The 23367-nt window shown below is 47.5% G+C and carries 23 protein-coding genes and 1 other RNA gene; 12 read left to right on the top strand and 12 right to left on the bottom strand.

Going from position 1 to position 23367, the window contains the following annotated elements; all coding sequences use genetic code 11:
* Positions 1-32 precede the first annotated feature (32 nt).
* The 6 genes from lepB to rpoE form a co-directional block, all read right to left on the bottom strand.
* Positions 33-1010 carry a signal peptidase I gene (gene lepB, locus SAQUA_RS06790; protein ID WP_380671922.1) on the bottom strand — a complete coding sequence of 326 codons (978 nt, stop codon included), beginning with the start codon at positions 1008-1010 and terminating at the stop codon, positions 33-35.
* A gap of 35 nt (positions 1011-1045) precedes the next feature.
* Entirely contained in the window at positions 1046-2842 is a 1797-nt protein-coding gene (lepA, locus tag SAQUA_RS06785) for a translation elongation factor 4 (protein ID WP_380671920.1), read from the bottom strand.
* Between the two features lie 330 nt (positions 2843-3172).
* A complete protein-coding gene (gene rseC / locus SAQUA_RS06780; RefSeq protein WP_380671918.1) occupies positions 3173-3649 on the bottom strand; it encodes a SoxR-reducing system protein RseC in 477 nt (158 codons plus the stop codon).
* Positions 3646-4602, bottom strand: coding sequence for a sigma-E factor regulatory protein RseB (gene rseB / locus SAQUA_RS06775; protein ID WP_380671916.1), 957 nt, complete (start codon positions 4600-4602; stop codon positions 3646-3648). The genes rseC and rseB overlap by 4 nt, the downstream gene beginning before the upstream one ends.
* On the bottom strand, positions 4602-5255 hold the full coding sequence (rseA, locus tag SAQUA_RS06770; protein ID WP_380671914.1) for an anti-sigma-E factor RseA: 654 nt from the start codon (positions 5253-5255) through the stop codon (positions 4602-4604). The genes rseB and rseA overlap by 1 nt, the downstream gene beginning before the upstream one ends.
* Before the next feature lie 24 nt (positions 5256-5279).
* Entirely contained in the window at positions 5280-5855 is a 576-nt protein-coding gene (gene rpoE / locus SAQUA_RS06765; protein WP_380671912.1) for an RNA polymerase sigma factor RpoE, read from the bottom strand.
* Positions 5856-6068: 213 nt separating this feature from the next.
* On the opposite strand from rpoE, the gene nadB reads away from it, so the two are divergent.
* Positions 6069-7670 carry an L-aspartate oxidase gene (gene nadB, locus SAQUA_RS06760; RefSeq protein ID WP_380673601.1) on the top strand — a complete coding sequence of 534 codons (1602 nt, stop codon included), beginning with the start codon at positions 6069-6071 and terminating at the stop codon, positions 7668-7670.
* A 38-nt stretch (positions 7671-7708) separates the two neighbouring features.
* On the opposite strand, the gene SAQUA_RS06755 is transcribed toward nadB, so the two are convergent.
* On the bottom strand, positions 7709-8491 hold the full coding sequence (locus SAQUA_RS06755; protein ID WP_380671910.1) for a tRNA1(Val) (adenine(37)-N6)-methyltransferase: 783 nt from the start codon (positions 8489-8491) through the stop codon (positions 7709-7711).
* Between the two features lie 98 nt (positions 8492-8589).
* On the opposite strand from SAQUA_RS06755, the gene srmB reads away from it, so the two are divergent.
* Complete coding sequence (gene srmB / locus SAQUA_RS06750; RefSeq protein WP_380671908.1) at positions 8590-9906, top strand: ATP-dependent RNA helicase SrmB; 1317 nt, start codon at positions 8590-8592, stop codon at positions 9904-9906.
* Positions 9907-10139: 233 nt separating this feature from the next.
* Here the strand turns inward: srmB and grcA are convergent, their stop codons facing one another.
* Positions 10140-10523 carry an autonomous glycyl radical cofactor GrcA gene (grcA, locus tag SAQUA_RS06745; protein ID WP_021178913.1) on the bottom strand — a complete coding sequence of 128 codons (384 nt, stop codon included), beginning with the start codon at positions 10521-10523 and terminating at the stop codon, positions 10140-10142.
* A gap of 359 nt (positions 10524-10882) precedes the next feature.
* Here grcA and ung point away from each other — a divergent pair, with 359 nt between their 5' ends.
* Entirely contained in the window at positions 10883-11566 is a 684-nt protein-coding gene (gene ung, locus SAQUA_RS06740; protein ID WP_380671905.1) for a uracil-DNA glycosylase, read from the top strand.
* Positions 11567-11613: 47 nt separating this feature from the next.
* Here ung and grpE read toward each other — a convergent pair whose 3' ends face one another.
* Positions 11614-12198, bottom strand: coding sequence for a nucleotide exchange factor GrpE (gene grpE, locus SAQUA_RS06735; protein WP_380671904.1), 585 nt, complete (start codon positions 12196-12198; stop codon positions 11614-11616).
* Between the two features lie 125 nt (positions 12199-12323).
* Between grpE and nadK the strand changes: the two genes are divergently transcribed.
* From nadK to bamE, 3 genes are all read left to right on the top strand, one after another.
* Entirely contained in the window at positions 12324-13202 is an 879-nt protein-coding gene (gene nadK, locus SAQUA_RS06730; protein WP_380671903.1) for an NAD(+) kinase, read from the top strand.
* An 86-nt stretch (positions 13203-13288) separates the two neighbouring features.
* Complete coding sequence (gene recN, locus SAQUA_RS06725; RefSeq protein WP_380671901.1) at positions 13289-14950, top strand: DNA repair protein RecN; 1662 nt, start codon at positions 13289-13291, stop codon at positions 14948-14950.
* A 113-nt stretch (positions 14951-15063) separates the two neighbouring features.
* The gene (bamE, locus tag SAQUA_RS06720) at positions 15064-15402 is read left to right on the top strand and encodes an outer membrane protein assembly factor BamE (protein WP_380671899.1); all 339 of its coding nucleotides are present in this window, start codon (positions 15064-15066) and stop codon (positions 15400-15402) included.
* 110 nt (positions 15403-15512) lie between these two features.
* Here the strand turns inward: bamE and SAQUA_RS06715 are convergent, their stop codons facing one another.
* Together SAQUA_RS06715 and SAQUA_RS06710 are read right to left on the bottom strand one after the other, a co-directional pair.
* Positions 15513-15797, bottom strand: a complete 285-nt coding sequence (locus tag SAQUA_RS06715) for an RnfH family protein (RefSeq protein ID WP_380671897.1) — start codon at positions 15795-15797, stop codon at positions 15513-15515.
* Positions 15778-16224, bottom strand: a complete 447-nt coding sequence (locus SAQUA_RS06710; protein WP_380671895.1) for a type II toxin-antitoxin system RatA family toxin — start codon at positions 16222-16224, stop codon at positions 15778-15780. The genes SAQUA_RS06715 and SAQUA_RS06710 overlap by 20 nt, the downstream gene beginning before the upstream one ends.
* Positions 16225-16383: 159 nt before the next feature.
* Here SAQUA_RS06710 and smpB point away from each other — a divergent pair, with 159 nt between their 5' ends.
* The 6 genes from smpB (at position 16384) to SAQUA_RS06680 (ending at position 21314) form a co-directional block, all read left to right on the top strand.
* The gene (gene smpB, locus SAQUA_RS06705; protein ID WP_380671893.1) at positions 16384-16866 is read left to right on the top strand and encodes an SsrA-binding protein SmpB; all 483 of its coding nucleotides are present in this window, start codon (positions 16384-16386) and stop codon (positions 16864-16866) included.
* 49 nt (positions 16867-16915) lie between these two features.
* Positions 16916-17280: a transfer-messenger RNA gene (gene ssrA, locus SAQUA_RS06700) on the top strand.
* Positions 17281-17443: 163 nt separating this feature from the next.
* Positions 17444-18661 carry an integrase domain-containing protein gene (locus SAQUA_RS06695; RefSeq protein ID WP_380671891.1) on the top strand — a complete coding sequence of 406 codons (1218 nt, stop codon included), beginning with the start codon at positions 17444-17446 and terminating at the stop codon, positions 18659-18661.
* 417 nt (positions 18662-19078) lie between these two features.
* Positions 19079-20110, top strand: coding sequence for a hypothetical protein (locus SAQUA_RS06690; protein ID WP_380671889.1), 1032 nt, complete (start codon positions 19079-19081; stop codon positions 20108-20110).
* Positions 20103-20720: an NADAR family protein gene (locus tag SAQUA_RS06685; protein ID WP_380671887.1), complete on the top strand. Its 618-nt coding sequence runs from the start codon at positions 20103-20105 to the stop codon at positions 20718-20720. Before SAQUA_RS06690 ends, SAQUA_RS06685 begins: the two co-directional genes overlap by 8 nt.
* A 90-nt stretch (positions 20721-20810) precedes the next feature.
* A complete protein-coding gene (locus SAQUA_RS06680) occupies positions 20811-21314 on the top strand; it encodes a hypothetical protein (RefSeq protein WP_380671885.1) in 504 nt (167 codons plus the stop codon).
* Positions 21315-21549: 235 nt separating this feature from the next.
* On the opposite strand, the gene SAQUA_RS06675 is transcribed toward SAQUA_RS06680, so the two are convergent.
* The gene (locus SAQUA_RS06675) at positions 21550-23049 is read right to left on the bottom strand and encodes a hypothetical protein (protein ID WP_380671883.1); all 1500 of its coding nucleotides are present in this window, start codon (positions 23047-23049) and stop codon (positions 21550-21552) included.
* Positions 23050-23367 lie beyond the last annotated feature (318 nt).

The raw sequence follows: 23367 nt of genomic DNA, 5'->3' as shown, positions 1-23367 counted from the left end.
TTTTGTGTAAAGGACGAAGGGTGGCGAGTATATTAATGGATCCCGCCAATACGGCTCAGTCTTACGCCCGTTGGCCACTCACCTTCCTGCTTTTCAAAACTCATCCAGATGGCCGTGGCTTTACCCACCAGGTTTCTCTCAGGAACAAATCCCCAATAACGGCTATCAGCGCTATTATCGCGATTATCACCCATCATAAAGTAATGCCCTGCAGGAACAACCCACTCAGCCAGAGGATTGCCCGGTTGCTGGTAGTAGGCCCTAACCTGATCCTGCACGCCCGGCACCGTCAGGATACGATGCGTAACGTTACCCAGCGTCTCTTTGCGCTCACCAAGACGGATGCCACCTTGCGGCACATTTTCAGTCAATGGAATTTGGAAGAAACCGTTGCTGGCTTCACCCATATTGGTACGACTGAACATTTGCACGAAATCGCTTGGTTGCATATCACTATAGGTAACCGCCAGTGACGTATCGCATGTTTGCCCATCATTACAGGAGGGCTGGATAGTCACTCGCTTTTCGACTGGATCATAGGTCACTCGATCGCCCGGCAGGCCGATCACGCGCTTGATATAATCCAATTTCGGATCCAGTGGATATTTGAATACTGCAATATCGCCACGTTTAGGTTTACCCGTTGGAATGAGCGTCGTCTGAGTGATTGGATCCTTAATGCCGTAGGCAAATTTTTCCACCAGAATAAAGTCACCAATCAGCATTGTCGGCATCATTGAGCCAGAAGGGATCTGGAAAGGCTCGTAAATAAACGAACGCACCACTAATACCAACAGCAATACCGGAAAGACCGAAGAACCGGTTTCAACCCAACCCGGCTGCTTGGCAATCTTCGCCAACGTTTCTTCGTCAACCGCCCCTGCGGCCTGTGCATTGACCGCTGCAATTTTCGCCCGACGTGCAGGCGCCCATTTAAAGCGCTCAAAACACCAGATGATCCCAGTCACCAGCGTTGCAATCACCAAGATCAGGGCAAACATATTCGCCATGCAAACTCCCTAGTTGCGTGAGCTTTCGCTCTTGCTTACTTGTCTTTACCAACGTGCAGAATGGCCAGGAACGCTTCCTGCGGTAACTCAACGTTACCCACCTGCTTCATACGTTTCTTACCATCTTTCTGTTTCTGCAACAGTTTTTTCTTACGGCTGACGTCACCGCCATAACATTTTGCCAGAACGTTTTTACGCAGCTGTTTCACGGTGGCACGCGCAATAATGTGGTTACCAATCGCCGCCTGAATAGCAATATCAAACTGCTGGCGTGGGATCAGTTCCTTCATTTTTTCGACCAGCTCACGGCCACGATACTGTGAATTATCGCGGTGAGTAATTAGCGCAAGCGCATCCACACGCTCGTTGTTGATCAATACGTCAACACGCACCATGTCCGAAGCCTGGAAACGCTTGAAGTTATAATCCAAAGAGGCATAACCACGTGATGTGGATTTCAGGCGGTCGAAGAAATCGAGCACCACTTCCGCCATCGGGATTTCATAGGTGAGCGCAACCTGGTTACCGTGGTAAACCATGTTGGTCTGTACACCACGCTTCTCGATACACAGAGTGATAACGTTGCCCAGGTATTCCTGAGGCATCAGCATATGACATTCAGCAATAGGCTCGCGCAGCTCGGCAATGTTATTCAACGGAGGCAACTTGGAAGGGCTGTCAACGTAAATGGTTTCCTGACTGGTGGTTTCCACTTCATACACTACCGTTGGTGCAGTGGTGATCAGTTCCAGATCGTATTCACGCTCCAAACGCTCCTGAATAATCTCCATGTGCAACAGCCCCAGGAAACCACAGCGGAAACCAAAGCCCAGTGCAGTTGAGCTTTCTGGCTCATAGAACAGCGAAGCATCGTTCAGACTCAACTTGCCCAACGCATCGCGAAACGCTTCATAATCATCAGAACTGATTGGGAACAGACCAGCATACACTTGCGGCTTCACTTTTTTGAAGCCAGGCAACATTTTATCCGCAGGTTGACGAGCCAAAGTCAAAGTATCGCCAACCGGAGCGCCGAGAATGTCTTTAATGGCGCAAACTAACCAACCTACTTCGCCGCAATTCAGCACTTCACGATCGACGCGTTTAGGGGTGAAAATCCCCAAACGATCGGCGTTATAGGTTTGGCCTGTGCTCATTACCTTGATTTTGTCGCCCTTGCGTAACGTACCGTTTTTTACGCGGATCAAGGAAACTACGCCAAGGTAGTTATCAAACCATGAGTCAATGATCAATGCCTGTAGTGGTGCATCCGGATCGCCCTCCGGCGGCGGAATATCACGTACCAAGCGTTCAAGTACTTCAGGCACCCCCACGCCGGTTTTCGCGGAACAACGAACGGCATCGGTGGCATCAATACCCACAATATCTTCAATTTCCTGAGCGGCGCGATCTGGATCGGCAGCGGGCAGATCAATCTTGTTCAGTACCGGGACAACTTCCAGATCCATGTCCAACGCGGTATAGCAGTTGGCCAATGTCTGTGCTTCTACGCCCTGCCCTGCATCCACGACCAGCAACGCCCCTTCGCAGGCGGCCAATGAGCGGGAAACTTCATAAGAGAAGTCAACGTGCCCGGGCGTGTCGATAAAGTTCAGTTGATAAATCTGCCCATCTGAAGCTTTGTAATCGAGAGTTACACTCTGTGCTTTGATGGTAATACCACGCTCACGCTCCAGATCCATAGAATCCAGGACTTGGGAAGCCATTTCACGTTCGGTAAGGCCACCGCAAATTTGAATAATACGGTCAGACAACGTCGACTTACCGTGGTCAATATGGGCAATAATGGAGAAATTTCGTATATGCTTCATTATAAAAGTTTTTCTGCCTTGGTATTTCTGAATTACTCGCCTATGGAAACCCGCATGGACATAAAGCGACAGTGAATGGGTTAGGCCGTCTTTCGCCTGAATCGCAGCATTCTACATGCCACAACACTGAAAACCTAGAGATCGGTTCAGTGAAGGCATTCAATTATGCATACTTTAGTGTTACAGAGGGACGCAGTTTATGAAAGTAGATATTCGCACGGCAAAGACCATGTGGTTTATATGGGATAAACGCATTGCATGAGATATACCAGCCCACTTGGCAAAGGTTGGGTACTTAATAATTCGGGCGGTTCGAAGTCGGCAACGGTATTACACCGGATCTTCGGTTTGGGTATGCAAACGCATCGTCCCAGGTGGCAAACCAATCTGCAAGACCACGGGCTGATAATCGGCCTGTTTGCCCAAGCGTGGTGCCAGTAGTCGCACAACCAGAAAAGCAGCCGCGCCCCCTATAATGGCACCCAATAGTGAAGCAGCGTCGCTGCCTAACCACAACTGCAACAGCCCTCCGCCTAGCATGATACCGAACAACGGCGTCATATAGACCAGCATTGCCGAACGCAACAAACTGCCTTCGGCAATGCCTATTTCAACACGTTGGCCAGGTTCAAGGGGCTGTGCCACCTGCAACTGCAAATGATGTTCACTGCCTGGCACCAACTCGTTCAGAGCATGAACACCACAACCTGAACGTGCCGTACAACTGCCACACCCCGATTTGGGCTCACATCGAAGCAGCGCTACACCCTGTTGCCATGAGACCACCGTGGCCCACTCTTTCATCATTGCGCTGATACCTTGAAGGAAATGCTATCGGCAATACGTTTTGCCGTTGAAGGTGGCAACTCACCCACTACGGTAATTTCATTGCCATTACGAATTTCAGTCTGGATTGTACGCCGCCCCTGACGATAAAACTGCTGGCCGACATTATTGCCGGAGGGGCTAACATTGACTGAGAAACTGAACAAACCATCGCTAAACAGGCGCGACTCTACAGGCTCCGCCACATTCGGCAGTTTGCGGCGATTGCGAGCCACTTCATTTACGCCTTCGGGAAGCCAACCGGTATTCCAGGCCAACTTCACATTCTCAGCGGCAGGTAAGGTCAATAAGGGTGGCAAATTGGCTTCGAGCAAACCCTTCATCAGATTCTTCACCTGATCGCCCACTAATACTGAAATGACCCGATATTGCTCCAGCGTTTCACCATCGCGATCAAGTAAATCAACACGTAACGGCAGCTTGGTTTCAGTATCCATCCAAACAACATAGCTGTAACGGGAACCATCGCGCGCCACGATGCGAAAAACATCACATGACCGATCGGAAATACGAGTGCGCCCTACGGAAATGAAGTCGTAGTACTTGGCAAGATAGTCAAAATCGGCAAAAACGATAGCGGGCATAGCATCGACAATATGATCGCCAGACAGCGTAAACGGCTCTAGTCCAGGCTCAAAATAGCTGATACCTCCACCACGTTGCAGAACTTCACGGCGGGGCCCATCCATATGCAGCAATTGCCCCAGAGGTTGCTTGTCGAACACCGCGTGGCGATAACGTAGGGAATCGATGCCCTGTTTGCTGATGCTGATATAGGCGAGTTCGTAATTGAGTGAACGGCTGGCACTGCTCATCTGTTGCAATATCGCCCCGGACGCTGGTTGCGCCGAGGCGATATTTGAATGGAGCAGGCTGCCCGTTAGTAGACAAACGGATAACCAGATTTGCTTCATTACTGCTGTTGCATTCCTAAAGACTGGGTTCCAGGAACCTGAATGGCCGCCTGTTTCGGCGGACTTTGTTCCATCTGCAGTTGATCAGAATGCAAACGGCGTTGCAATTCATAATCCTGTAGCATGGCATTAATGCGTTTGCGCTGTTCCTGAACCTGCTGCTGTTGACCGCTGCCAGTAGAGAAACTGTCGGCAGGGACGCCAAGGCTCACCGGAGAGGCTTGCCCCATAATCGGTAGCGTATTGAACACTGGCGATTCTGTGTTGCCAGGCTGCACTTCAGGTTGATTGTAGTGCTGAACACCAACAATCACAGCAAGTGAAACGCAAGCAGCAATGCCAACTTGGGTAATCTGACTAGCCCAAGGACGGACCTTGTGCCAGAACGGCAGTTTTTGCCAAGTATCAGGCTGTGGCTGGGATTCGGGAACTGCGGATGGAACCAGCCGAGCCGGTTCTTTTTCCAACGCAGCAGCAACACGATCTGCGATATCGAGATGCATTACTTGTCCGATATCACCTCGTAGTGTGTCACGAATTAGGTGATAGCTCTGCCAACTTGCTTGAAGTGCCTTGTCTTTAGACAATGAACTTAGCAGTTCATTGTCTAGCATTTCACCGTCCATCAGAGCGGAAAGCTTTTCTTTCTGCATGCCTAGGTACCCTTCCAGTGTCCGCTAACGTTGGATCAGCGGTTGAACTTTATTATCGATAGCCTCCCGAGCACGGAAAATACGCGAACGCACTGTTCCTACCGGGCAATCCATGATGACTGCTATCTCTTCGTAGCTTAGACCATCCAGTTCCCTAAGGGTAATCGCCATGCGAAGATCCTCGGGAAGCGACTCAATGGTACGGAAAACTATCTGTCTCAGTTCTTCTGACAACATTAAGTTCTCAGGGTTCGAAATTTCTTTCAGTGCACCCGCACTTTCGTAATTTTCGGCATCATTGGCATCCACATCGCTTGATGGTGGGCGCCGCCCCTGGGCAACGAGATAATTCTTCGCTGTATTTACAGCGATTCGGTATAACCAGGTATAAAAAGCGCTATCACCCCGGAATGACTCCAGTGCTCTATAGGCTTTAATAAACGATTCCTGCACCACATCTGGTACATCGCCCTGTGGTACATAACGCGAAACAAGGCTCGCCACTTTATGCTGGTAGCGGATCACCAGTAAGTTAAACGATTTTTGGTCGCCTTTCTGGACCCGTTCTACCAAAACCTGATCCGTCAACTGCTCGCTCATCCGAGGTAAACTCTCCCCAAACCTGTCTCCACGCGTAAAATTGTACTGCCAGCCATACATTATTTTCCTGAGCAAGCACTCGCTTGGAGTTCATATAGAACATAAAGTTCCATATCGCCATTGTTTTTCTGTTGATATTACCTTGTCCGTGGCTTTTGCCAGGGCAAGTAGGCTAACATGAATTTCACTCTTCTTCTGCACACATCATACGTTATGCAACCATCATCTGAATATGTTAGCGATGTACTGATCGTCGGCAGCGGTGCTGCGGGCTTGTCACTGGCGTTGCGCCTGGCGCAACATTGCAAGGTTACTGTACTTAGCAAAGGTCCGCTCAATGAAGGCGCAACCTTTTATGCCCAAGGCGGGATCGCCGCGGTATTTGATGAAACGGACAGCATCGCCTCGCACGTTGATGACACACTGATCGCCGGAGCAGGTCTGTGCGATAAAGACGCTGTCGAGTTTATTGCCGGCAATGCACGGCACTGCGTACAGTGGCTGATCGATCAGGGCGTATTATTCGATACTGAAACCAACGCCCAGGGTCAAGAACGCTATCACCTGACGCGAGAAGGGGGGCACAGCCACCGCCGTATTCTGCATGCTGCCGATGCAACAGGTAAAGAAGTAGAGACAACGCTTGTCGCAAAAGCGAACGCTCACCCCAACATTTGCGTAATGGAACGCCGCAATGCGGTTGACCTAATTACCTCTAATAAAATTGGTCTACCGGGAACAAAGCGTGTAGTGGGTGCTTACGTCTGGAACCGAGAGCGTGAGTTGGTGGAGACCTATCGTGCCAAAACCGTGGTTCTGGCCACGGGGGGAGCAGCCAAGGTATACCAATATACCACCAACCCGGATATCTCATCGGGTGATGGTATTGCAATGGCATGGCGTGCCGGATGCCGGGTTGCCAATCTGGAGTTTAACCAGTTTCATCCAACCTGCCTGTTTCACCCGCAAGCACGTAACTTCCTGCTGACAGAAGCATTACGCGGTGAAGGCGCTCACTTGAAGCGCCCTGACGGTAGCCGCTTTATGCCAGACTTTGACCCGCGCGGGGAACTGGCTCCACGTGATATCGTCGCGCGAGCCATTGACCATGAAATGAAGCGCCTGGGTGCTGATTGTATGTATCTGGACATCAGCCACAAACCGGCAGAATTTATTACTCAGCATTTCCCAATGATCTATGAAAAGCTGCTGACTTTAGGGTTTGATTTGACCAAGCAGCCGATACCTATCGTCCCCGCGGCGCATTACACCTGCGGCGGAGTGATGGTCGATCAACATGGTCGTACTGATTTGGACGGCCTTTACGCTATTGGCGAAGTCAGCTATACCGGCCTGCACGGTGCCAATCGCATGGCGTCCAACTCATTGCTGGAATGCCTGGTTTATGGTTGGTCCGCTGCCGAAGATATACAGACGCGCCTTCCAACCATTAAATTGGCCAAGCAACTGCCGCAGTGGGATGAAAGCCGGGTGGATGATTCAGACGAGCGTGTCGTGATCCAGCATAACTGGCACGAACTGCGGCTATTTATGTGGGATTACGTGGGGATTGTGCGTACTAGCAAACGTCTGGAGCGTGCTTTGCGCCGTATCAACACGCTGCAGCAAGAGATCGACGAGTACTACGCCAACTTCCGCATCTCAAACAACCTACTGGAATTACGCAATCTGGTACAGGTGGCTGAATTGATCGTTCGCAGTGCCATGGAGCGCAAAGAAAGCAGGGGGTTACACTACACTCTGGACTACCCGGACATGTTGCCGGAAGCAAAACCGACCATTCTGCAACCCTGAGTCCATCCCCCTTTCAGCACCTGGAAGGGGGAACACATTTAGTAGTTCAAGTAAAAATCCGTAATTAACTGGCGAAAATCGGCGGTATAGCTGCCGTCCGCCAGTTTTATCGCCAAATCAGCCTCTTCCTTATGCGCCATAGCGCCCTTCGACAACGCCAACAGAAGGCGGTGCTTAGGCGTATCGGCACGATCGCTGATATTCAACCGTCGTGCTGTTTGCCAGCCACGTTGGTGTGCATTCACTTCAAATTCCTCACCGATGTCGTAAGGCAATATTACGCAAAAGTGACCGTCCGCCGCGATCAACCGCTCGGCACAATCCAGTAGAGCATCGTGATTCAATGTTTCGGTATAGCGGGCATTGGTTCTCGCCAAGTCGCGGCAGGCAACAGAAGGTTCAAAATAAGGGGGATTACTGACGATCAGGTCATAGCAATTAGCATGCTGCAGCGCAAAAAGATGGATGTCTTGATGATGTACCTGAATTTTTTGCGGCCAAGGTGAAGCCTGCACATTTTCCTGTGCCTGAACTGCGGCCTCGCTATCGAGCTCAACGGCATCAATGATCGCTCCAGTTGCCGAGCGTTGAGCTAACATAAGAGCGATCAGGCCACTGCCACATCCAATATCCAGCACACGTTGTCTTCCCTCCACTATTGCCCATGCACCGAGTAGCACGCCGTCGGTACCCACTTTCATGGCACAGCGATCGTGAGCCACAAAGAACTGTTTGAAGGTAAAACCGCCACGGCGCATTTTCGGTTTAGTGCTGTATTGATTACTCACAATGACCACCTGAAAACAAAACTGGCGTAGCATAAGGCAATCTGATTCAGGGGAAAAGAGATGCTTTCCTTAAAAAGGGTGAACCCTGAGGCTAACCCGTCTATAATCGGCGCCCCAAGTAGAGGTAGACCATGACAGCAACCAATTTTTCCGAACTCGAACTCGACGAACGCCTGATCACCGCATTGCGTGATAAAGGCTACGATCGCCCCACGGCTATTCAGGCCGAAGCGATCCCGCCGGCAATGGATGGGCGCGACGTATTAGGTTCGGCGCCGACCGGCACTGGTAAAACGGCCGCCTTCTTACTGCCCGTTTTGCAGCATCTGCTGGATTTTCCGCGTAAGAAGTCTGGCCCGCCGCGTGTGCTGATCCTCACCCCAACGCGTGAACTGGCAATGCAGGTGGCCGATCAAGCGCGTGAATTGGCTGCGCATACCTCGCTGGATATTGCCACTATCACCGGTGGCGTGGCCTATATGAACCACGCGGAAGTATTTAGTGAGAACCAGGATGTGGTTGTAGCTACGACCGGCCGTTTACTGCAATACATCAAAGAAGAAAACTTCGACTGCCGCGCCGTAGAAACGTTGATCCTGGATGAAGCCGATCGCATGCTCGATATGGGCTTTGCGCAAGATATCGAAACTATCTCTGCCGAGACGCGCTGGCGTACCCAGACTTTACTGTTCTCCGCCACGCTGGAAGGCGAAGCCATCCGCGAATTCGCCGAGCGCATCTTGAAAGAGCCGGTTGAAGTTGAGGCCGATCCATCACGTCGCGAGCGTAAAAAAATCCTCCAGTGGTACTACCGCGCTGATGATGTAAAGCATAAAACTGCCCTTCTGGTACATCTGCTGAAACAACCAGACGTGCAGAAGTCGGTAATTTTTGTCCGCAAACGCGAGCGCGTGCATGAATTAGCGGCCTGGTTGCGCGAAGCGGGTATCAACACCTGTTATCTTGAGGGTGAAATGGTGCAGGCCAAGCGCAACGAAGCGGTAAAACGCATGATGGATGGCCGGGTAAACGTACTGGTTGCCACAGACGTTGCTGCACGCGGGTTGGATATTCTGGATATTACCCACGTGTTCAACTTTGACATGCCACGCACCGCCGATACCTACCTGCACCGAATTGGCCGTACAGGCCGTGCCGGGCGTAAGGGAACGGCAATTTCGCTGGTTGAGGCACACGATCACCTGCTGCTAGGGAAAGTTGGCCGTTATCTCAACGAACCGCTGAAAGCTCGTGTGATCGAGGAACTACGTCCGACCACGAAAGTACCAAGCGAGAAGAGTAATGGTAAGCCTTCGAAGAAAGTGTTGGCCAAACGCGCTGAAGACAAAGTGAAAAATAAAGAAAAGGCTAAGGTAAAGGTACGCCACCGCGACGCGAAAAACGTTGGTAAGCGCCGCCAACCGAAGGCCAAACCCGGCACCGAGTAATCCTTCCAGCCTCAGAAAAACGTCTCTTCAGACTCCCCATAAAGTCCTGGCCCGCTGGCCGGGACTTTTCACTATTTCGGCAGGTTGAACTAAAACGCGAAACAGAGCAAATAGCACAACCTTGCGGGGATGCTTGCTGATAGCACGGCAAAAAAAGAACCCCAGTTCACAAATGAAATGGGGTTCTTTGATAGTCTGAAGGGAATCAACGCTCCCTTTGACCTAGCCCGAGATTACAGGCTTTCAGTAAAGGTACGAGCGATCACATCACGTTGCTGCTCAGGCGTCAGAGAGTTGAAACGCACTGCATAGCCAGAAACGCGAATAGTCAGCTGCGGGTATTTTTCTGGATTTTTGACGGCATCTTCCAGAGTTTCACGACGCAGCACGTTGACGTTCAAATGCTGGCCACCTTCTACACGAACGGTAGGCTGCATTTCCATCGGTACTTCGCGATATTCGATCTGACCCAATTCGCTGACAGGTACAATTTGATCTTCTGCGTAATCCGCTTTGGCACATACGCAACGAGCTTCTGACTTCTCTTCGTCTAGCAACCAGAAAGAGTTCACCAGGGCCTGATTGTTCGCTTTAGTGATTTGAATACCAGTAATCATTTTGTTGCCTCCGTAATAGGGGAGAAAAATTTCTACATCACCGAAAACCCAGTTGGTATTCCGGCCATTTGGTAAAACCAATGTTGTCTTGTTGTTCTATATACCAGTCTGAACTGGTCGATTCTTTGATTAAAGTCAATTTTTTAAGGACCCACTTTCAGCCATCAAGGGCAAATTTATGTTTTATATCAATTTTATCACTTCGAAGGCTTAAAATTATTTTTGTAAATTTTCAAAAATTTTTGTATTTACTGACCATAACGCTTCACCACATCGATTACAGAAGTGGGTTTCGTCGAACGATAGTTAACGGTAAGCTATGCGCAATGAAATGCTAAAGAAAACAAAGGAGAGCGTTTATGTCTACCCCCCTCACCTGGCATGACGTTATTGGCAAAGAGAAAGAGCAACCCTATTTTCTTGATACGCTCGCCTTTGTTGCCGCAGAACGTCAATCTGGTAAGACCATTTACCCACCACAGAAGGACGTGTTTAACGCCTTCCGTTTTACCGAGTTTACGGATGTCAAAGTGGTGATCCTCGGTCAAGACCCTTATCACGGCCCCAATCAGGCACACGGCCTGTCATTTTCTGTGCGTCCGGGCATTCCTGCACCACCTTCACTGGTCAATATGTATAAAGAGTTGGTGACCGACATCCCTGGCTTTGAGCGCCCAACACACGGCTGCCTGCAAAGTTGGGCAGAACAAGGCGTTCTGCTGCTCAATACTGTGTTAACGGTAGAAGCGGGCCGGGCACATTCCCATGCCAATTTAGGCTGGGAAACTTTTACCGACAGCGTTATAGCCGCATTGAATGAAAACCGTGAAGGGGTCGTATTTCTGCTATGGGGTTCACATGCGCAGAAGAAAGGGAATTTTATCGATCGCCATCGTCATCACGTGCTGAAAGCCCCACATCCATCACCGCTTTCCGCTCATCGCGGTTTTTTGGGATGCCGACACTTTTCACAGGCTAACCAGTTGCTTGAACAACAGGGCCTGGCACCAATAGACTGGGTGCCCAGATTGCCACAGGCATGATAGGACTTAAAAGGCACTGGAAAGTGCCTTTTGTTCGCCAAGCCTAATCAGGACTTCGCTTTAGAAACCGCGACCATTGCCGGGCGCAGCAAACGGCCATTCAAGGTATAGCCCTTCTGCATGACCATCATCACGTGGTTCGGCTGGTGCTCGGCTGATTCCATCATGCTCATTGCCTGATGGACATCCGGGTTGAACGGCACGTGGGTATCACCAACAACCTCGATACCATATTTGCGAACGGCATCAAGCAGCGATTTCAGCGTCAGTTCAACACCTTCGATCATTGCAGCCAGCTCTGGGTTGTTCTTGTCTGCCAACGAAAGCGCACGCTCAAGGTTGTCGATCACAGGCAGCAGGTCACCAGAGAATTTTTCCAGCGCAAACTTGTGCGCTTTTTCAACATCCAGCTCAGTACGACGGCGGACATTTTCCATTTCCGCTTTGGCACGCAGCAGGCTTTCACGCTCACGTTGCAGTGCTTCAACCAGTTGAGTTTCCAGTTCAGCAATGCGTTCATCGCGCAGATCGACACCTTCCGCTAACTCTGGCATGCCTTCCTCGCGCTGTGCTTGCTGTTCCATTTCTTCCGAGACTTGCTCGTTTGGCGTCTTCTGTTCTTTACTACTCATGAATATCTCCGCGTTTTAGCATTAATCTCGTAACTTCGCTTATTATGGGGATCAAAACCGGGGTTTCAAGTCGACCGGTCACAATGTGGGGGCATAAACCGACCCCGGTGAGGAAAATCACAGCAATGAAGAAAAAATTTGCATGTATTGGCATTGTTGGGCACCCGCGCCACCCTTCTGCGCTGGCAACACATGAGATGTTGTTTGAGTGGTTGGTCGCTCGCGGTTATTCAGTGATCCTTGAAAGCCAGATTGCCCACGATCTTGGCCTAAAGGATGTGGTAACAGGCAGTCTGGCGGAGATTGGTCAACGAGCCGATCTGGCCGTGGTGGTCGGTGGAGATGGCAATATGCTTGGCGCAGCGCGCGTCCTTGCCCGCTATGATATCAAAGTTATCGGGGTTAACCGTGGCAATCTAGGCTTTCTGACTGACCTTGATCCCGATAATGCTCTTCAGCAGTTGGCAGACGTGCTCGAAGGTGAATATATCGACGAGAAGCGCTTCCTGCTGGAAACCATCGTCCATAAGCAGCACCAACAATGCCGTATCAGTACGGCAATCAATGAGGTCGTGTTACACCCTGGCAAGGTAGCACACATGATCGAATTTGAGGTCTATATCGACGACCGTTTCGCTTTTTCCCAACGCTCGGACGGCTTGATTATTGCCACGCCCACCGGCTCCACAGCCTATTCGCTTTCCGCTGGCGGGCCGATATTGACTCCCTCTCTGGAAGCTATTGCACTGGTCCCCATGTTCCCACATACGCTTTCTGCCAGGCCACTGGTAATCAATGGCGACAGTACCATTCGGTTAAAGTTTTCCCATACTGGCGGCGACCTGGAAATCAGTTGCGATAGCCAGATAGCCCTGCCTATTCAGGAAGGGGAAGAAGTACTGATTCGGCGCAGTGATTTCTACCTGAACTTGATTCATCCGAAGGACTATAGCTATTTCAATACATTAAGCACCAAGTTGGGGTGGTCAAAAAAATTATTCTAAAAATGGCATCAGTCACTTTACTGTATATAAAACCAGTTTATACTGTATTTAATTACAGTTATGTATTTATACACAGGAAGGTCACTATGCTGGCGCAACTAACCATCAGCAACTTTGCTATCGTTCGTGAGTTGGAGATCGATTTTCAACCGGGTATGACGGCGATTACCGGTGAAACCGGCGCCGGTAAGTCGATTGCCATCGATGCATTGGGCTTATGCCTTGGCAGCCGTGCAGACGGTAATGTCGTGCGGCTTGGTGCAACCAGAGCCGATATTTGTGCCCGTTTCTCTCTGGCAGACACCCCTTCTGCCCGTGAATGGCTGGAGCAAAATCAGTTGGACGACAGCAATGAGTGCCTTCTGCGCCGGGTGATTGGCATAGATGGTCGTTCTCGCGGTTTTATCAACGGCACCGCCGTCCCCCTTTCCCAACTGCGTGAGCTTGGTCAACGCCTGATCCAGATCCATGGCCAGCACGCTCACCAATTGTTGCTGAAACCAGAACATCAAAAACAGTTGTTGGATGCCTACGCGAGCGAACCCACCCTGCTGGCATCCATGCGTCAAGCTTATCAGCAGTGGCACCAGAGCTGCCGCGAACTGGCGCATCATCAACAGCAATCTATCGAACGCGATGCACGTAAACAGCTGCTGCAATACCAGTTAAAAGAGTTGAATGAATTCGCCCCGCAGGCTGGTGAATTTGAACAGATCGACACCGAGTATAAGCGTCTTGCCAATAGCGGCCAGTTGTTGACCATTAGCCAGCAGGCACTTCAACTCCTGGCAGACGACGAGCAACACAATATGCTCAGCCAAATCTATAGCACCAAGCACCTGCTGGTTGAACTGGTGAGTATGGATGAAAATCTGAGCGGCTTACTGGATATGCTTGAAGAAGCATCGATCCAACTCAGTGAAGCCAGTGATGAGCTGCGCCATTACGCAGACCGCATGGATCTCGATCCCAACCGTCTGCATGAACTGGAACAGCGTATATCGCGCCAAATCAGCCTAGCACGCAAGCATCATGTTTCACCGGAAGAGCTGCCTAACCTGCATCAGGAACTGCTGGAAGAACAACAATTGCTGTCACAGCAAGAGAACGATCATCAGCACCTGAGTGAAGCGGTCACTCTGCATCACCAACAAGCGTTGGATCTGGCTGAGCAGTTGCATCAAAAACGCCAACATTATGCTAGCGAATTAACAACGCTGATTACTGAAAGCATGAACGCACTCTCCATGCCGCACGGTAAGTTCAATATCGACGTGCGCTTCGAGCCAGAACATTTAAGCATTGAGGGTGCCAGCCGCGTGGAGTTCTGCGTTTCAACCAACCCAGGGCAACCTCTGCAACCATTGGCAAAAGTCGCATCTGGTGGTGAGCTTTCCCGTATCGCATTAGCTATCCAGGTGATCACCGCGCGCAAGATGGAAACTCCAGCGTTGATCTTTGACGAAGTTGATGTGGGTATAAGTGGCCCAACGGCAGCGATTGTCGGCCGCCTACTGCGTCAGTTGGGTGAGTCGACCCAAGTTATGTGTGTTACTCACTTGCCACAGGTTGCCGGTTGTGGTCACCAACATTTCTTTGTCAGCAAACAAACTGATGGCACAGAGACCGAAACCCAAATGTCGCCACTGGACAAACGAGCTCGCTTGCAAGAGTTGGCGCGCCTTCTCGGTGGTAGTGAAGTCACCAAAAATACGTTGGCAAACGCAAAAGAGCTGCTTGCAGCATAAAAAAGAACAACTTTTTTGCATTCCTGAGGTCATATTGAAGCCCTGTAAAGGTTCCCAACTGCTGCAAGGTCTATTATCATCGGCACCCTATGCCCTAAAGGAATATGATTACTATGCGCTGTAAAATGCTGACAGCTGCTGCTGTGGTTCTTGTGATGCTGACTGCAGGCTGTTCTACTTTTGAGAAGGTAGTTTATCGGCCTGATATCAACCAGGGTAACTACCTGACCCCAACCGATGTGGCGAAAATCCACAAAGGGATGACTCAACAGCAGGTTGCTTACACATTGGGCACACCAATGATGCAGGATCCATTTGGTACTCAGACTTGGTTCTATGTGTTCCGCCAACAGCCAGGCCACGAAAAAGTCACACAGCAAACGCTGACGCTGACGTTCGACAGTTCAGGTGTATTAACGGATATACAGAACAAGCAGTCGTTGACAAACTAAGCCCGCAGGAACGGTCTTCCGGCCCGTGAGGATGTGTAGGACTCTTCACGACAGTCAAAGGCTGCAACTCGGGAGCAGGTTTTCTGATGAAATAAGGCGCATTGAGCGCCTTATTTTTTTGCTTTTTCCGCTCGTTGGCGGCGCAATTCTTTAGGATCGGCAATGAGTGGCCGGTAAATCTCCACCCTATCACCCTCACTAAGCACATCGTCCAGTTTGGCTGGCCTACTGTAAATACCAACCTTGTTATTAGCTAAATCGATATCTTTACGCAGCTCTAACAAACCAGAAGCCTGTATAGCCTGCTCGACACTGCTACCTTCTGTAAGTTGCACCTGGCGAACATACTGGCGCTCCGGTAACGCGTAGACAACTTCAACGCGTATTACAGACACTGTAGACCTCTTTCGCGCGCTGAGTGAACGCTTGCACCATACTACCGGCTAGCTCTTTAAAAATTTTACCAAAGGCAAGTTCGATAAGCTTATTGGTGAACTCAAAGTCCAGATGCAATTCCACCTTGCACGCTTCAGGGCTTAATGCGGTGAACTTCCATCCCCCCATCAGTGTCCGGAACGGACCATCAACTAATTGCATATTGATGCTTTGGTTATCCAGTAACGTATTGCGCGTGGTGAAAGTTTTGCTGATACCGGCTTTGGCCACTTCAACAGCAGCGGTCATTTCATTTGGGGTAGCGTTAAGCACCCTGCTGCCTGTGCAACCGGGCAGAAATTCGGGGTAAGAATGAACATCATTAACCAACTGATACATCTGCTCGGCGCTAAATGGCACCAATGCAGACCGATGGATCTGGGGCATATCATTTCCTGAGAGGCATAAAACGTACAGATAATACCATTTATCTGCCATCAGACAAAAAACTGCTAGGCATTTGACAGATAAAAATGCGAGAAATTGCGCAGGTGCTGAACGGGAAAGGATTTCTTTCGCTGCGGCATCCAGTATAATGAATACACTATGACAAAGAAAAAAGCATACAAACCCGGTTCCGCTACCATTGCGCAAAACAAGCGAGCACGTTTCGAATACTCCATTGAAGAAGAGATCGAGGCGGGTTTGGCTCTGCAAGGTTGGGAAGTAAAATCACTGCGTGCTGGCAAAGCTAACATCAGCGACAGTTATGTAATGTTCCGCGACGGAGAGGCCTACCTGTTTGGCGCTACTATTTCGCCGTTGAACGTCGCTTCGACTCATGTTGTATGCGATCCTACACGTTCCCGCAAATTACTGCTGAAGAAACGTGAGCTAGACTCACTGATCGGCCGCGTTAACCGCGAGGGTTACACCGTCGTCGCTCTTTCCATGTATTGGAAAAATGCCTGGAGCAAAGTGAAGATTGGTGTAGCCAAAGGTAAGAAAGAACACGATAAGCGCGATGATATCAAAGATCGCGAGTGGCAGACGGCGAAAGCCCGTATCATGAAGCACGCCAATCGTTAAGTTGCTGGCTTAACAGGATATACTTCTGGTATACTGCACAGAGTTACTTGGGGCTGATTCTGGATTCGACGGGATTTGCGAAGCCCTAGGAGCATGCCGAGGGGCGGTTTGCCTCGTAAAAAGCCGCAAAAAAATAGTCGCAAACGACGAAAACTACGCACTAGCAGCTTAATAACCTGCTTAGAGCCCTCTCTCCCTAGCCTCCGCTCTTAGGACGGGGATCAATGAGAGGTCAAACCTAAAAGAGATCGCGTGGATGCCTTGCCTGGGGCTGAAGCGTTAAAACCAATCAGGATAGTTTGTTAGTGGCGTGTCCATCCGCAGCTGACCGGCGAATGTAAAGATTGGACTAAGCATGTAGTGCCGACGGTGTAGTAATTTCGGACGGGGGTTCAAATCCCCCCAGCTCCACCAAATTCTTAAGTAGTAACGAGTACCTAAGTATAAAAAAGCCTTCAGAATCAACGCTGAAGGCTTTTTTTATGGTCATTTAGACTCATTTGTAATCGCTGACAAGCACAGCTTTTAGTTATATAATTAGTTATACGCACAGCATATAACTAAAAGGTGTATAACTATGGCGCGTACAACTACGCCACTGACTAATACAAAAATCAAAACGACCAAGCCCACTGACACAGAGTTTACCTTACAAGACGGCAACGGCCTGTACCTTCTGATAAAACCCTCCGGCTCCAAGATATGGCGATTTAACTACTACCGCCCCATCACGAAAAAAAGAGCATTGATAAGTTTTGGTAGTTATCCCACGGTCAGCCTTGCAGAAGCCCGCCAAAAAAGAGAAAACGCCAGAGAGTTGATAGCTAAAGGGATCGACCCTCAGGAATACAAGCAAGCAGAAGAACAGCGTCGCTTAGAAGAAAAGAACAATACTTTCGAAAAAATCGCCACTGATTGGTTCAAAGTAAAATCTAAATCAAACCTGCAAGAAAACACCCTAAAAGACATCTGGCGCTCTCTTGAACTACACGTCCTCCCTTCCGTTGGCAACATAGCAATCACTGAACTGAAAGCACGTCACTTTATCACCGCTCTTGAGCCGCTAAAGGCACAAGGTAAGTTGGAGTCAGTTAAGCGAGTAGCCCAACGCATCAACGAAATCATGTACTACGCTGTTAACGTCGGTTTTGTTGATGCCAACCCAGCGGCAAAAATTACTGCTGCATTTGAGAATCCAGTTGTAAAGAATCTCCCAGCACTACGCCCAGAACAGTTGTCAGAATTAATGTCTGCATTTCAAGGTGTCAATATCGAACGTCAGACATACTGCTTGCTACAGTGGCAACTGTTAACCATGACACGCCCTGCGGAGGCAGCAGAAGCATCATGGGATGAGATAGACGTTGCAAACGCGCTTTGGACTATCCCTGCCTCACGGATGAAAATGAAGCGTGAACACGCTATTCCTCTCTCACCACAGGCATTAGCAATTCTTAAAGTGATGAAACCGATTAGTGGGCATAGAGAACATGTATTCCCAAGCATGAAATCACCGCACACTAAACCAATGAATAGCCAGACGGTTAACGCAGCGATTAAACGAGTTGGTTTTGCAGGCCGCCTGGTGGCACACGGATTCCGTTCGATCGCATCAACAGCGTTAAACGAACAAGGCTTTCCGCCTGATGTGATTGAAGCTGCCCTCGCTCACATTGATGGCAATGAGGTTAGGCGTGCTTACAACCGAGCAATCTACCTAGAGCAACGGCGCGAGATGATGGACTGGTGGGGGGAGTTTGTGGAAAGCTCATCAAAAGCCAGCTTTAGATCATGACTGCTTTTCAATGTGGCTCTAGGCAGTGTCCTTCTATTGCACATGAACGCCGCTGAAAGTCATTTTGACGCATGACAAGACACAAGCCGTCCCCTTGGTGGACCAAATAAGCGGAGAGTAACGCAGATAGACGTTCAAATGGCCACCCCAAAGGGTCGCGCCCCACGGCTAAGGTACACAGTCTAATGTGCTTGTCGGGATTACTTTACACCAGCTCTACACTGCTTACGAGTTTGGCTTGGTAAGATGGATGAAAATTTGGCTAACCCGACATTTGCTAGCTAAAACCAGTCTGACACAATCCTTCACTGGACACTGCATGATAGTGTGTTGTCTAATGATGCAATATTAGACATTAAAAGGTGAAACTTAGTTTTCACTGCCAGTGTATAAAAGTAAAATAGAAGGACAGTGGTTATGAGCCAACAACAAGATCCAATTTTGAGGCTTAAGAAAAGCATTGCTTCTACTATCTCAGACTATCGTCATCAACCAGACAGTGGGATCGACGCAATTCATGTGGACAAATGGATTAGTCAGTTTAATCAAAATGACAGAGAGTTTGTTTTAACACAGACTGATGAGCTATTAAAAATATTTTATATCACTGAACAAAAATATGATGATTTTGTTACCGCAATTATTAAAAGACCAGCTAATGAAGAGTATTTCTTAGGATACTCCTTTCTTGATATTCAGGCTTCGGGAAATAGTCAGCATGAAATATTAGAAAAAATGCAGTTGGCTGCCAATGAACACGGAAGATTCAAATTATTAACCATTAACTCCTTCACAAAAAAAGAAAATTTAAGAAACAAGTTTATTTATCAAGATGATCTATCATTTTCAGCCAAGAAAGCACTCAGTGATATAACAGCATTTTGTGAAGGGAATGATATTCGAAATGCAGATATCATTATTGCTTTTTTTATTCAATTTTCATCAGGCAAACATTATCTTCTAACAGAGCTAAAGAAAAGGCTAGAAAGTAGAAATATAAATATTTCCATCTCAAGAATGAGCGTAATGGGAAGGGGTTTTCTTCTAGAAAATCGATTGACATACTCAAAACAGTCTGACGTTTTCTGGCCAAGAGAAAACTTAATTGAAATCCCACAATGGGCAACGACCCCAACATATGTCGGTGAGTATCGTAACGGCTTCATCGAGGGAGATGTTTTTAAAAATTCTGAAAATAGAGATAGATATGAAAAAATCCTTACTGAGAAAGGATTTTTAATATTGGAACACTCTTTAGAACGTAAACCTAGCCTCAAGCCATTAGGCTTTAAAACTTATCACGGCTTAGGATTTGGAGGAAGTGTTTTCTCTTATCGTAACTGCCCAAACAATACCCCTTTAGTATTTTGGTGGGGTACTTATGAACATACAGGTAACAAAGCTCTTGATTGCTGGTATCCTTTAATGAAAAGAGCTGGATATGAATAAAAGCACAATGTATAGAATATATAAGAGTGAAAAAACCGTTTCATTCAGAAAAACGACTGAGAAATGGGGAGGACTATCCAATATGGCAAAAGGGTACCCTCTACTTATTAACAACATCCCAATTCAATCAAGCGAGATATTATATCAAGCTTGTCGCTACCCAGAGCACCCAGACATTCAAAAACTGATAATTACGAACTCAAACCCATTTGAAGCAAAAAAAATCGCAAGGAAATATGATGCGTTAACACGTGCTGGCTGGGAAGAAAATCGCGTTTCAATAATGAAATGGTGTGTCAGAGTGAAACTTTGTCAGAACTGGAAGCCATTTTTTGAACTCCTTAATGCAACTAATGAAGCTAATATTGTAGAACACTCAGATAAAGATATTTTCTGGGGAGCAAGAAAAGAGTCGGATAATAGTTTTTACGGCATAAATGTGTTAGGAAGAATTTTGATGGAAACAAGAGAATTAGCAAGAAAAAAAGGACAAGATGGTTTTCTAATCATCCCACCGCTAAAAATTGATAGATTTGATATACTAGGAGATCCTATTAGCATTATTCGAGCAGATAAGCCAGATAACAGCCCCATAATTCCTTTGTTTTAATTAAAAATAAATATTAACTTTTCAACATAATCACTCTCTACCTAAAATTATATAGAGTGCTTTTACAAAAAATTAAACAAGGACATTATTATGATAAAGGAATTTCTAAATTCAATTTCTAATAATTTAAATGAGAGAATTTCCAGCCCGCTGCTAAGCTCATATACCATAGCAGCAATTATTTGTAACTGGATGCCCATAGTCGTTTTACTAACCTCTGAAAGCAAAGGCATTAAACGAGTTGCTGAAATTGAATCTGTGTATCCGGGGGTAATACACTCTATTATATATCCGTTGATTTTTTCAATTTCTTTTTCTTTACTTTATCCATCATTAAAAGCTTTTATATCTAAAATAAATACCAAAGCGAAAATTATGGAGTTAGAAAATGAATATAGAGTTGAAGAGTTAAAAGGAAAAGTAAATATAAAAAAGGATATTGTAGAGTCATTTATTCATGCCTTGAGTGAAAATACAATGGAGGTGTATGATAGTATAACATATCACCAATTAAAGAAAATATTGGATGCACTACCCAAATCTGAGGATCTTCTCATAAAAGAAGAAAAACCTAGAGATAGAGATTCCATTTGATTCTTTAAGAGATATTTTCTTGTAATAGCCTATTTATCACACTTGCGTCCTTCCAGCAGAAATAGGCTAATCATGAAAAAAATAAAGACAAAGCAAGAACGAATATCAGTGTTGACATTCCTAAAGGTGATATTCCAACAATAGTTGATAAAAAATAATAGAATAGCCTTGAGAAAAATTCATAGCCTCTAATAATAAAGAAAGGTTAGTGATACAGCCTCAGCCTAATATGTGGTTAAAAGCGAGTAATTGACTTGGATCGCCCTTTAAGCTTGTCCGAACCTACCTCAGGGATACTCTGATGCTTCAACTTTAACCGTAGGTAGGGGTGTACCCATTTCAACGGAACGCTGCTGACCAGCCCATCATGCTCACTTGAGCCACATACACCGGGATTCAGCAAGATGGTCTCATACGTCGCTAAGCTTTCAATGCCCTGGAACATATGACTGAGAATGCGGCAGCGGTTTTTGTGGGTGATTTTCTTGGGATTAATCAGGTATGTTTGGCGTACTGCGTTGCGGATTGCCAATCCTCGCCCCGGACAGTTAACTCCTTGCCCAATATAGATCTCAACAAGCTGTTTTAGCTTCTTTCTGATTGGCCGAATGAACTCACGCCAGCTATCCGCCTTTTCGACTGCCACGTCATAACCGTAAGCGTTACACAAGATGTTGAATACTTCGCTTTCCTTATGCTTCCTGACCTCACCAAGCGAGTAAATCAGGCTATAAATCAACGTTTTTGCAGATCCTTCGTCAATGTCGAAGCGCCGCATCACTTTTTCTTTGGTGATTTTCTTCAGGCGCACACACTTAAGCCCATATTTCTCAAGTTCATGACGCAGAATGGTTAATTGGCTGCTTTCGATGTCATAGTTGTAGCCTTCAAAGATATGCCATTTAATCTCTGATTTTAACGCCTGAAAGCCACCATGCTTCTCAAAGGAGCGTGTACCCAAGTCAGCCACCTTATACTCAGGCCAGTACTCCACCACCAAAGGAACACTGCTGACAAGACGACAACCACGTTCTGCAAGATGATTCAAGAACATGGTCTTTTGGAGTGCCTCCCTTTCATTCAAGGGCTGATAAGCTTGCAGTTTATCCAGATTAATACGCAATCCACCCATGTTACGGTACACTTCCCGCATATAAACCTGCGTTTCCCGCGACATAATATGACGTACCGCGTGCTTAGGCTTGCGGCATTCAGATAAGGCTTTCCGGATCAGCGATTCCTCGGTAAAACTGTCTATATTCCGCCTACGGAGGGCAGTCGTGAGATAAATAAAGCGATCTGTACGTTGCATATACTCAGCGTGCTTTTGATCGCCAAACCATCTACGAAGATGAGCCTTTGACAAGGCAAAAAGGCGACTAAGCCCCTTTCCAAAATCATGTGATTTAATCTTGATGATACCTGCTTCCGCAATAAGCTCTAATGCCCGGTCACAACACAAATATTTTGACTGTTCAAAAACAAACTTGAGCTTTTTCTTTCCCAGCACACTGGATATAGGTGAAAAAGTTGTATAGGGATCATCCGGGCCAGTATCTTCTGCATACAAGAATACATTACAAACCAAATGTTGTAAAAACTGTTGTATTTCTTTATAGAAAGTGGGTGACTGACGCTTATCTTTCCCAATAAAGCGTATTTTATGTACATCCTCAATAAACTTATCGTAAGTATCTAAAGACGTCAATATACCGCGATCAATAATATAAGCCATATATACCTGCCTGTCGGTTAATGTGAGAAACAACCAATTGCATAACTCCATAACGCAATTAACAGTAGTTAATTACGCAAGCCAAAAATTATGTTATGATGTCCAACTACTCACGCTCCCGGTCGCTGATACCTGCTGCACAATATCACTATTAATATGGCAGTAGCTATATAGACATATACTATCAACATACCATCTATATACAGAGTTATAGCATATACAGACCAGTTATATAGCCCAATATACCTTTTAGATTGAAATGGCGGTTTTGATATATAACCCTAGATTCTGCGCTATGGATGAAAGAGCCAGTTACAG

This window comes from Serratia aquatilis, assembly GCF_044865145.1.
GTDB classification, from domain to species: Bacteria; Pseudomonadota; Gammaproteobacteria; order Enterobacterales; family Enterobacteriaceae; genus Chania; species Chania aquatilis.
This window is presented reverse-complemented; position numbering and strand designations above follow the sequence as displayed.

Excerpts from the sequence above, each read along its gene's own strand:
- grpE (WP_380671904.1), bottom strand. The coding sequence starts at position 12,198 with ATGAGTAGTAAAGAACAGAAGACGCCAAACGAGCAAGTCTCGGAAGAA.
- SAQUA_RS06690 (WP_380671889.1), top strand. The coding sequence starts at position 19,079 with ATGAGCCAACAACAAGATCCAATTTTGAGGCTTAAGAAAAGCATTGCT.
- SAQUA_RS06685 (WP_380671887.1), top strand. The coding sequence starts at position 20,103 with ATGAATAAAAGCACAATGTATAGAATATATAAGAGTGAAAAAACCGTT.
- lepB (WP_380671922.1), bottom strand. The coding sequence starts at position 1,010 with ATGGCGAATATGTTTGCCCTGATCTTGGTGATTGCAACGCTGGTGACT.
- recN (WP_380671901.1), top strand. The coding sequence starts at position 13,289 with ATGCTGGCGCAACTAACCATCAGCAACTTTGCTATCGTTCGTGAGTTG.
- SAQUA_RS06695 (WP_380671891.1), top strand. The coding sequence starts at position 17,444 with ATGGCGCGTACAACTACGCCACTGACTAATACAAAAATCAAAACGACC.
- nadB (WP_380673601.1), top strand. The coding sequence starts at position 6,069 with ATGCAACCATCATCTGAATATGTTAGCGATGTACTGATCGTCGGCAGC.
- bamE (WP_380671899.1), top strand. The coding sequence starts at position 15,064 with ATGCGCTGTAAAATGCTGACAGCTGCTGCTGTGGTTCTTGTGATGCTG.
- rpoE (WP_380671912.1), bottom strand. The coding sequence starts at position 5,855 with ATGAGCGAGCAGTTGACGGATCAGGTTTTGGTAGAACGGGTCCAGAAA.
- rseA (WP_380671914.1), bottom strand. The coding sequence starts at position 5,255 with ATGCAGAAAGAAAAGCTTTCCGCTCTGATGGACGGTGAAATGCTAGAC.
- SAQUA_RS06675 (WP_380671883.1), bottom strand. The coding sequence starts at position 23,049 with ATGGCTTATATTATTGATCGCGGTATATTGACGTCTTTAGATACTTAC.
- rseC (WP_380671918.1), bottom strand. The coding sequence starts at position 3,649 with ATGATGAAAGAGTGGGCCACGGTGGTCTCATGGCAACAGGGTGTAGCG.
- rseB (WP_380671916.1), bottom strand. The coding sequence starts at position 4,602 with ATGAAGCAAATCTGGTTATCCGTTTGTCTACTAACGGGCAGCCTGCTC.
- SAQUA_RS06710 (WP_380671895.1), bottom strand. The coding sequence starts at position 16,224 with ATGCCCCAGATCCATCGGTCTGCATTGGTGCCATTTAGCGCCGAGCAG.
- SAQUA_RS06680 (WP_380671885.1), top strand. The coding sequence starts at position 20,811 with ATGATAAAGGAATTTCTAAATTCAATTTCTAATAATTTAAATGAGAGA.
- lepA (WP_380671920.1), bottom strand. The coding sequence starts at position 2,842 with ATGAAGCATATACGAAATTTCTCCATTATTGCCCATATTGACCACGGT.
- ung (WP_380671905.1), top strand. The coding sequence starts at position 10,883 with ATGTCTACCCCCCTCACCTGGCATGACGTTATTGGCAAAGAGAAAGAG.
- nadK (WP_380671903.1), top strand. The coding sequence starts at position 12,324 with ATGAAGAAAAAATTTGCATGTATTGGCATTGTTGGGCACCCGCGCCAC.
- grcA (WP_021178913.1), bottom strand. The coding sequence starts at position 10,523 with ATGATTACTGGTATTCAAATCACTAAAGCGAACAATCAGGCCCTGGTG.
- srmB (WP_380671908.1), top strand. The coding sequence starts at position 8,590 with ATGACAGCAACCAATTTTTCCGAACTCGAACTCGACGAACGCCTGATC.
- SAQUA_RS06755 (WP_380671910.1), bottom strand. The coding sequence starts at position 8,491 with ATGCTACGCCAGTTTTGTTTTCAGGTGGTCATTGTGAGTAATCAATAC.
- smpB (WP_380671893.1), top strand. The coding sequence starts at position 16,384 with ATGACAAAGAAAAAAGCATACAAACCCGGTTCCGCTACCATTGCGCAA.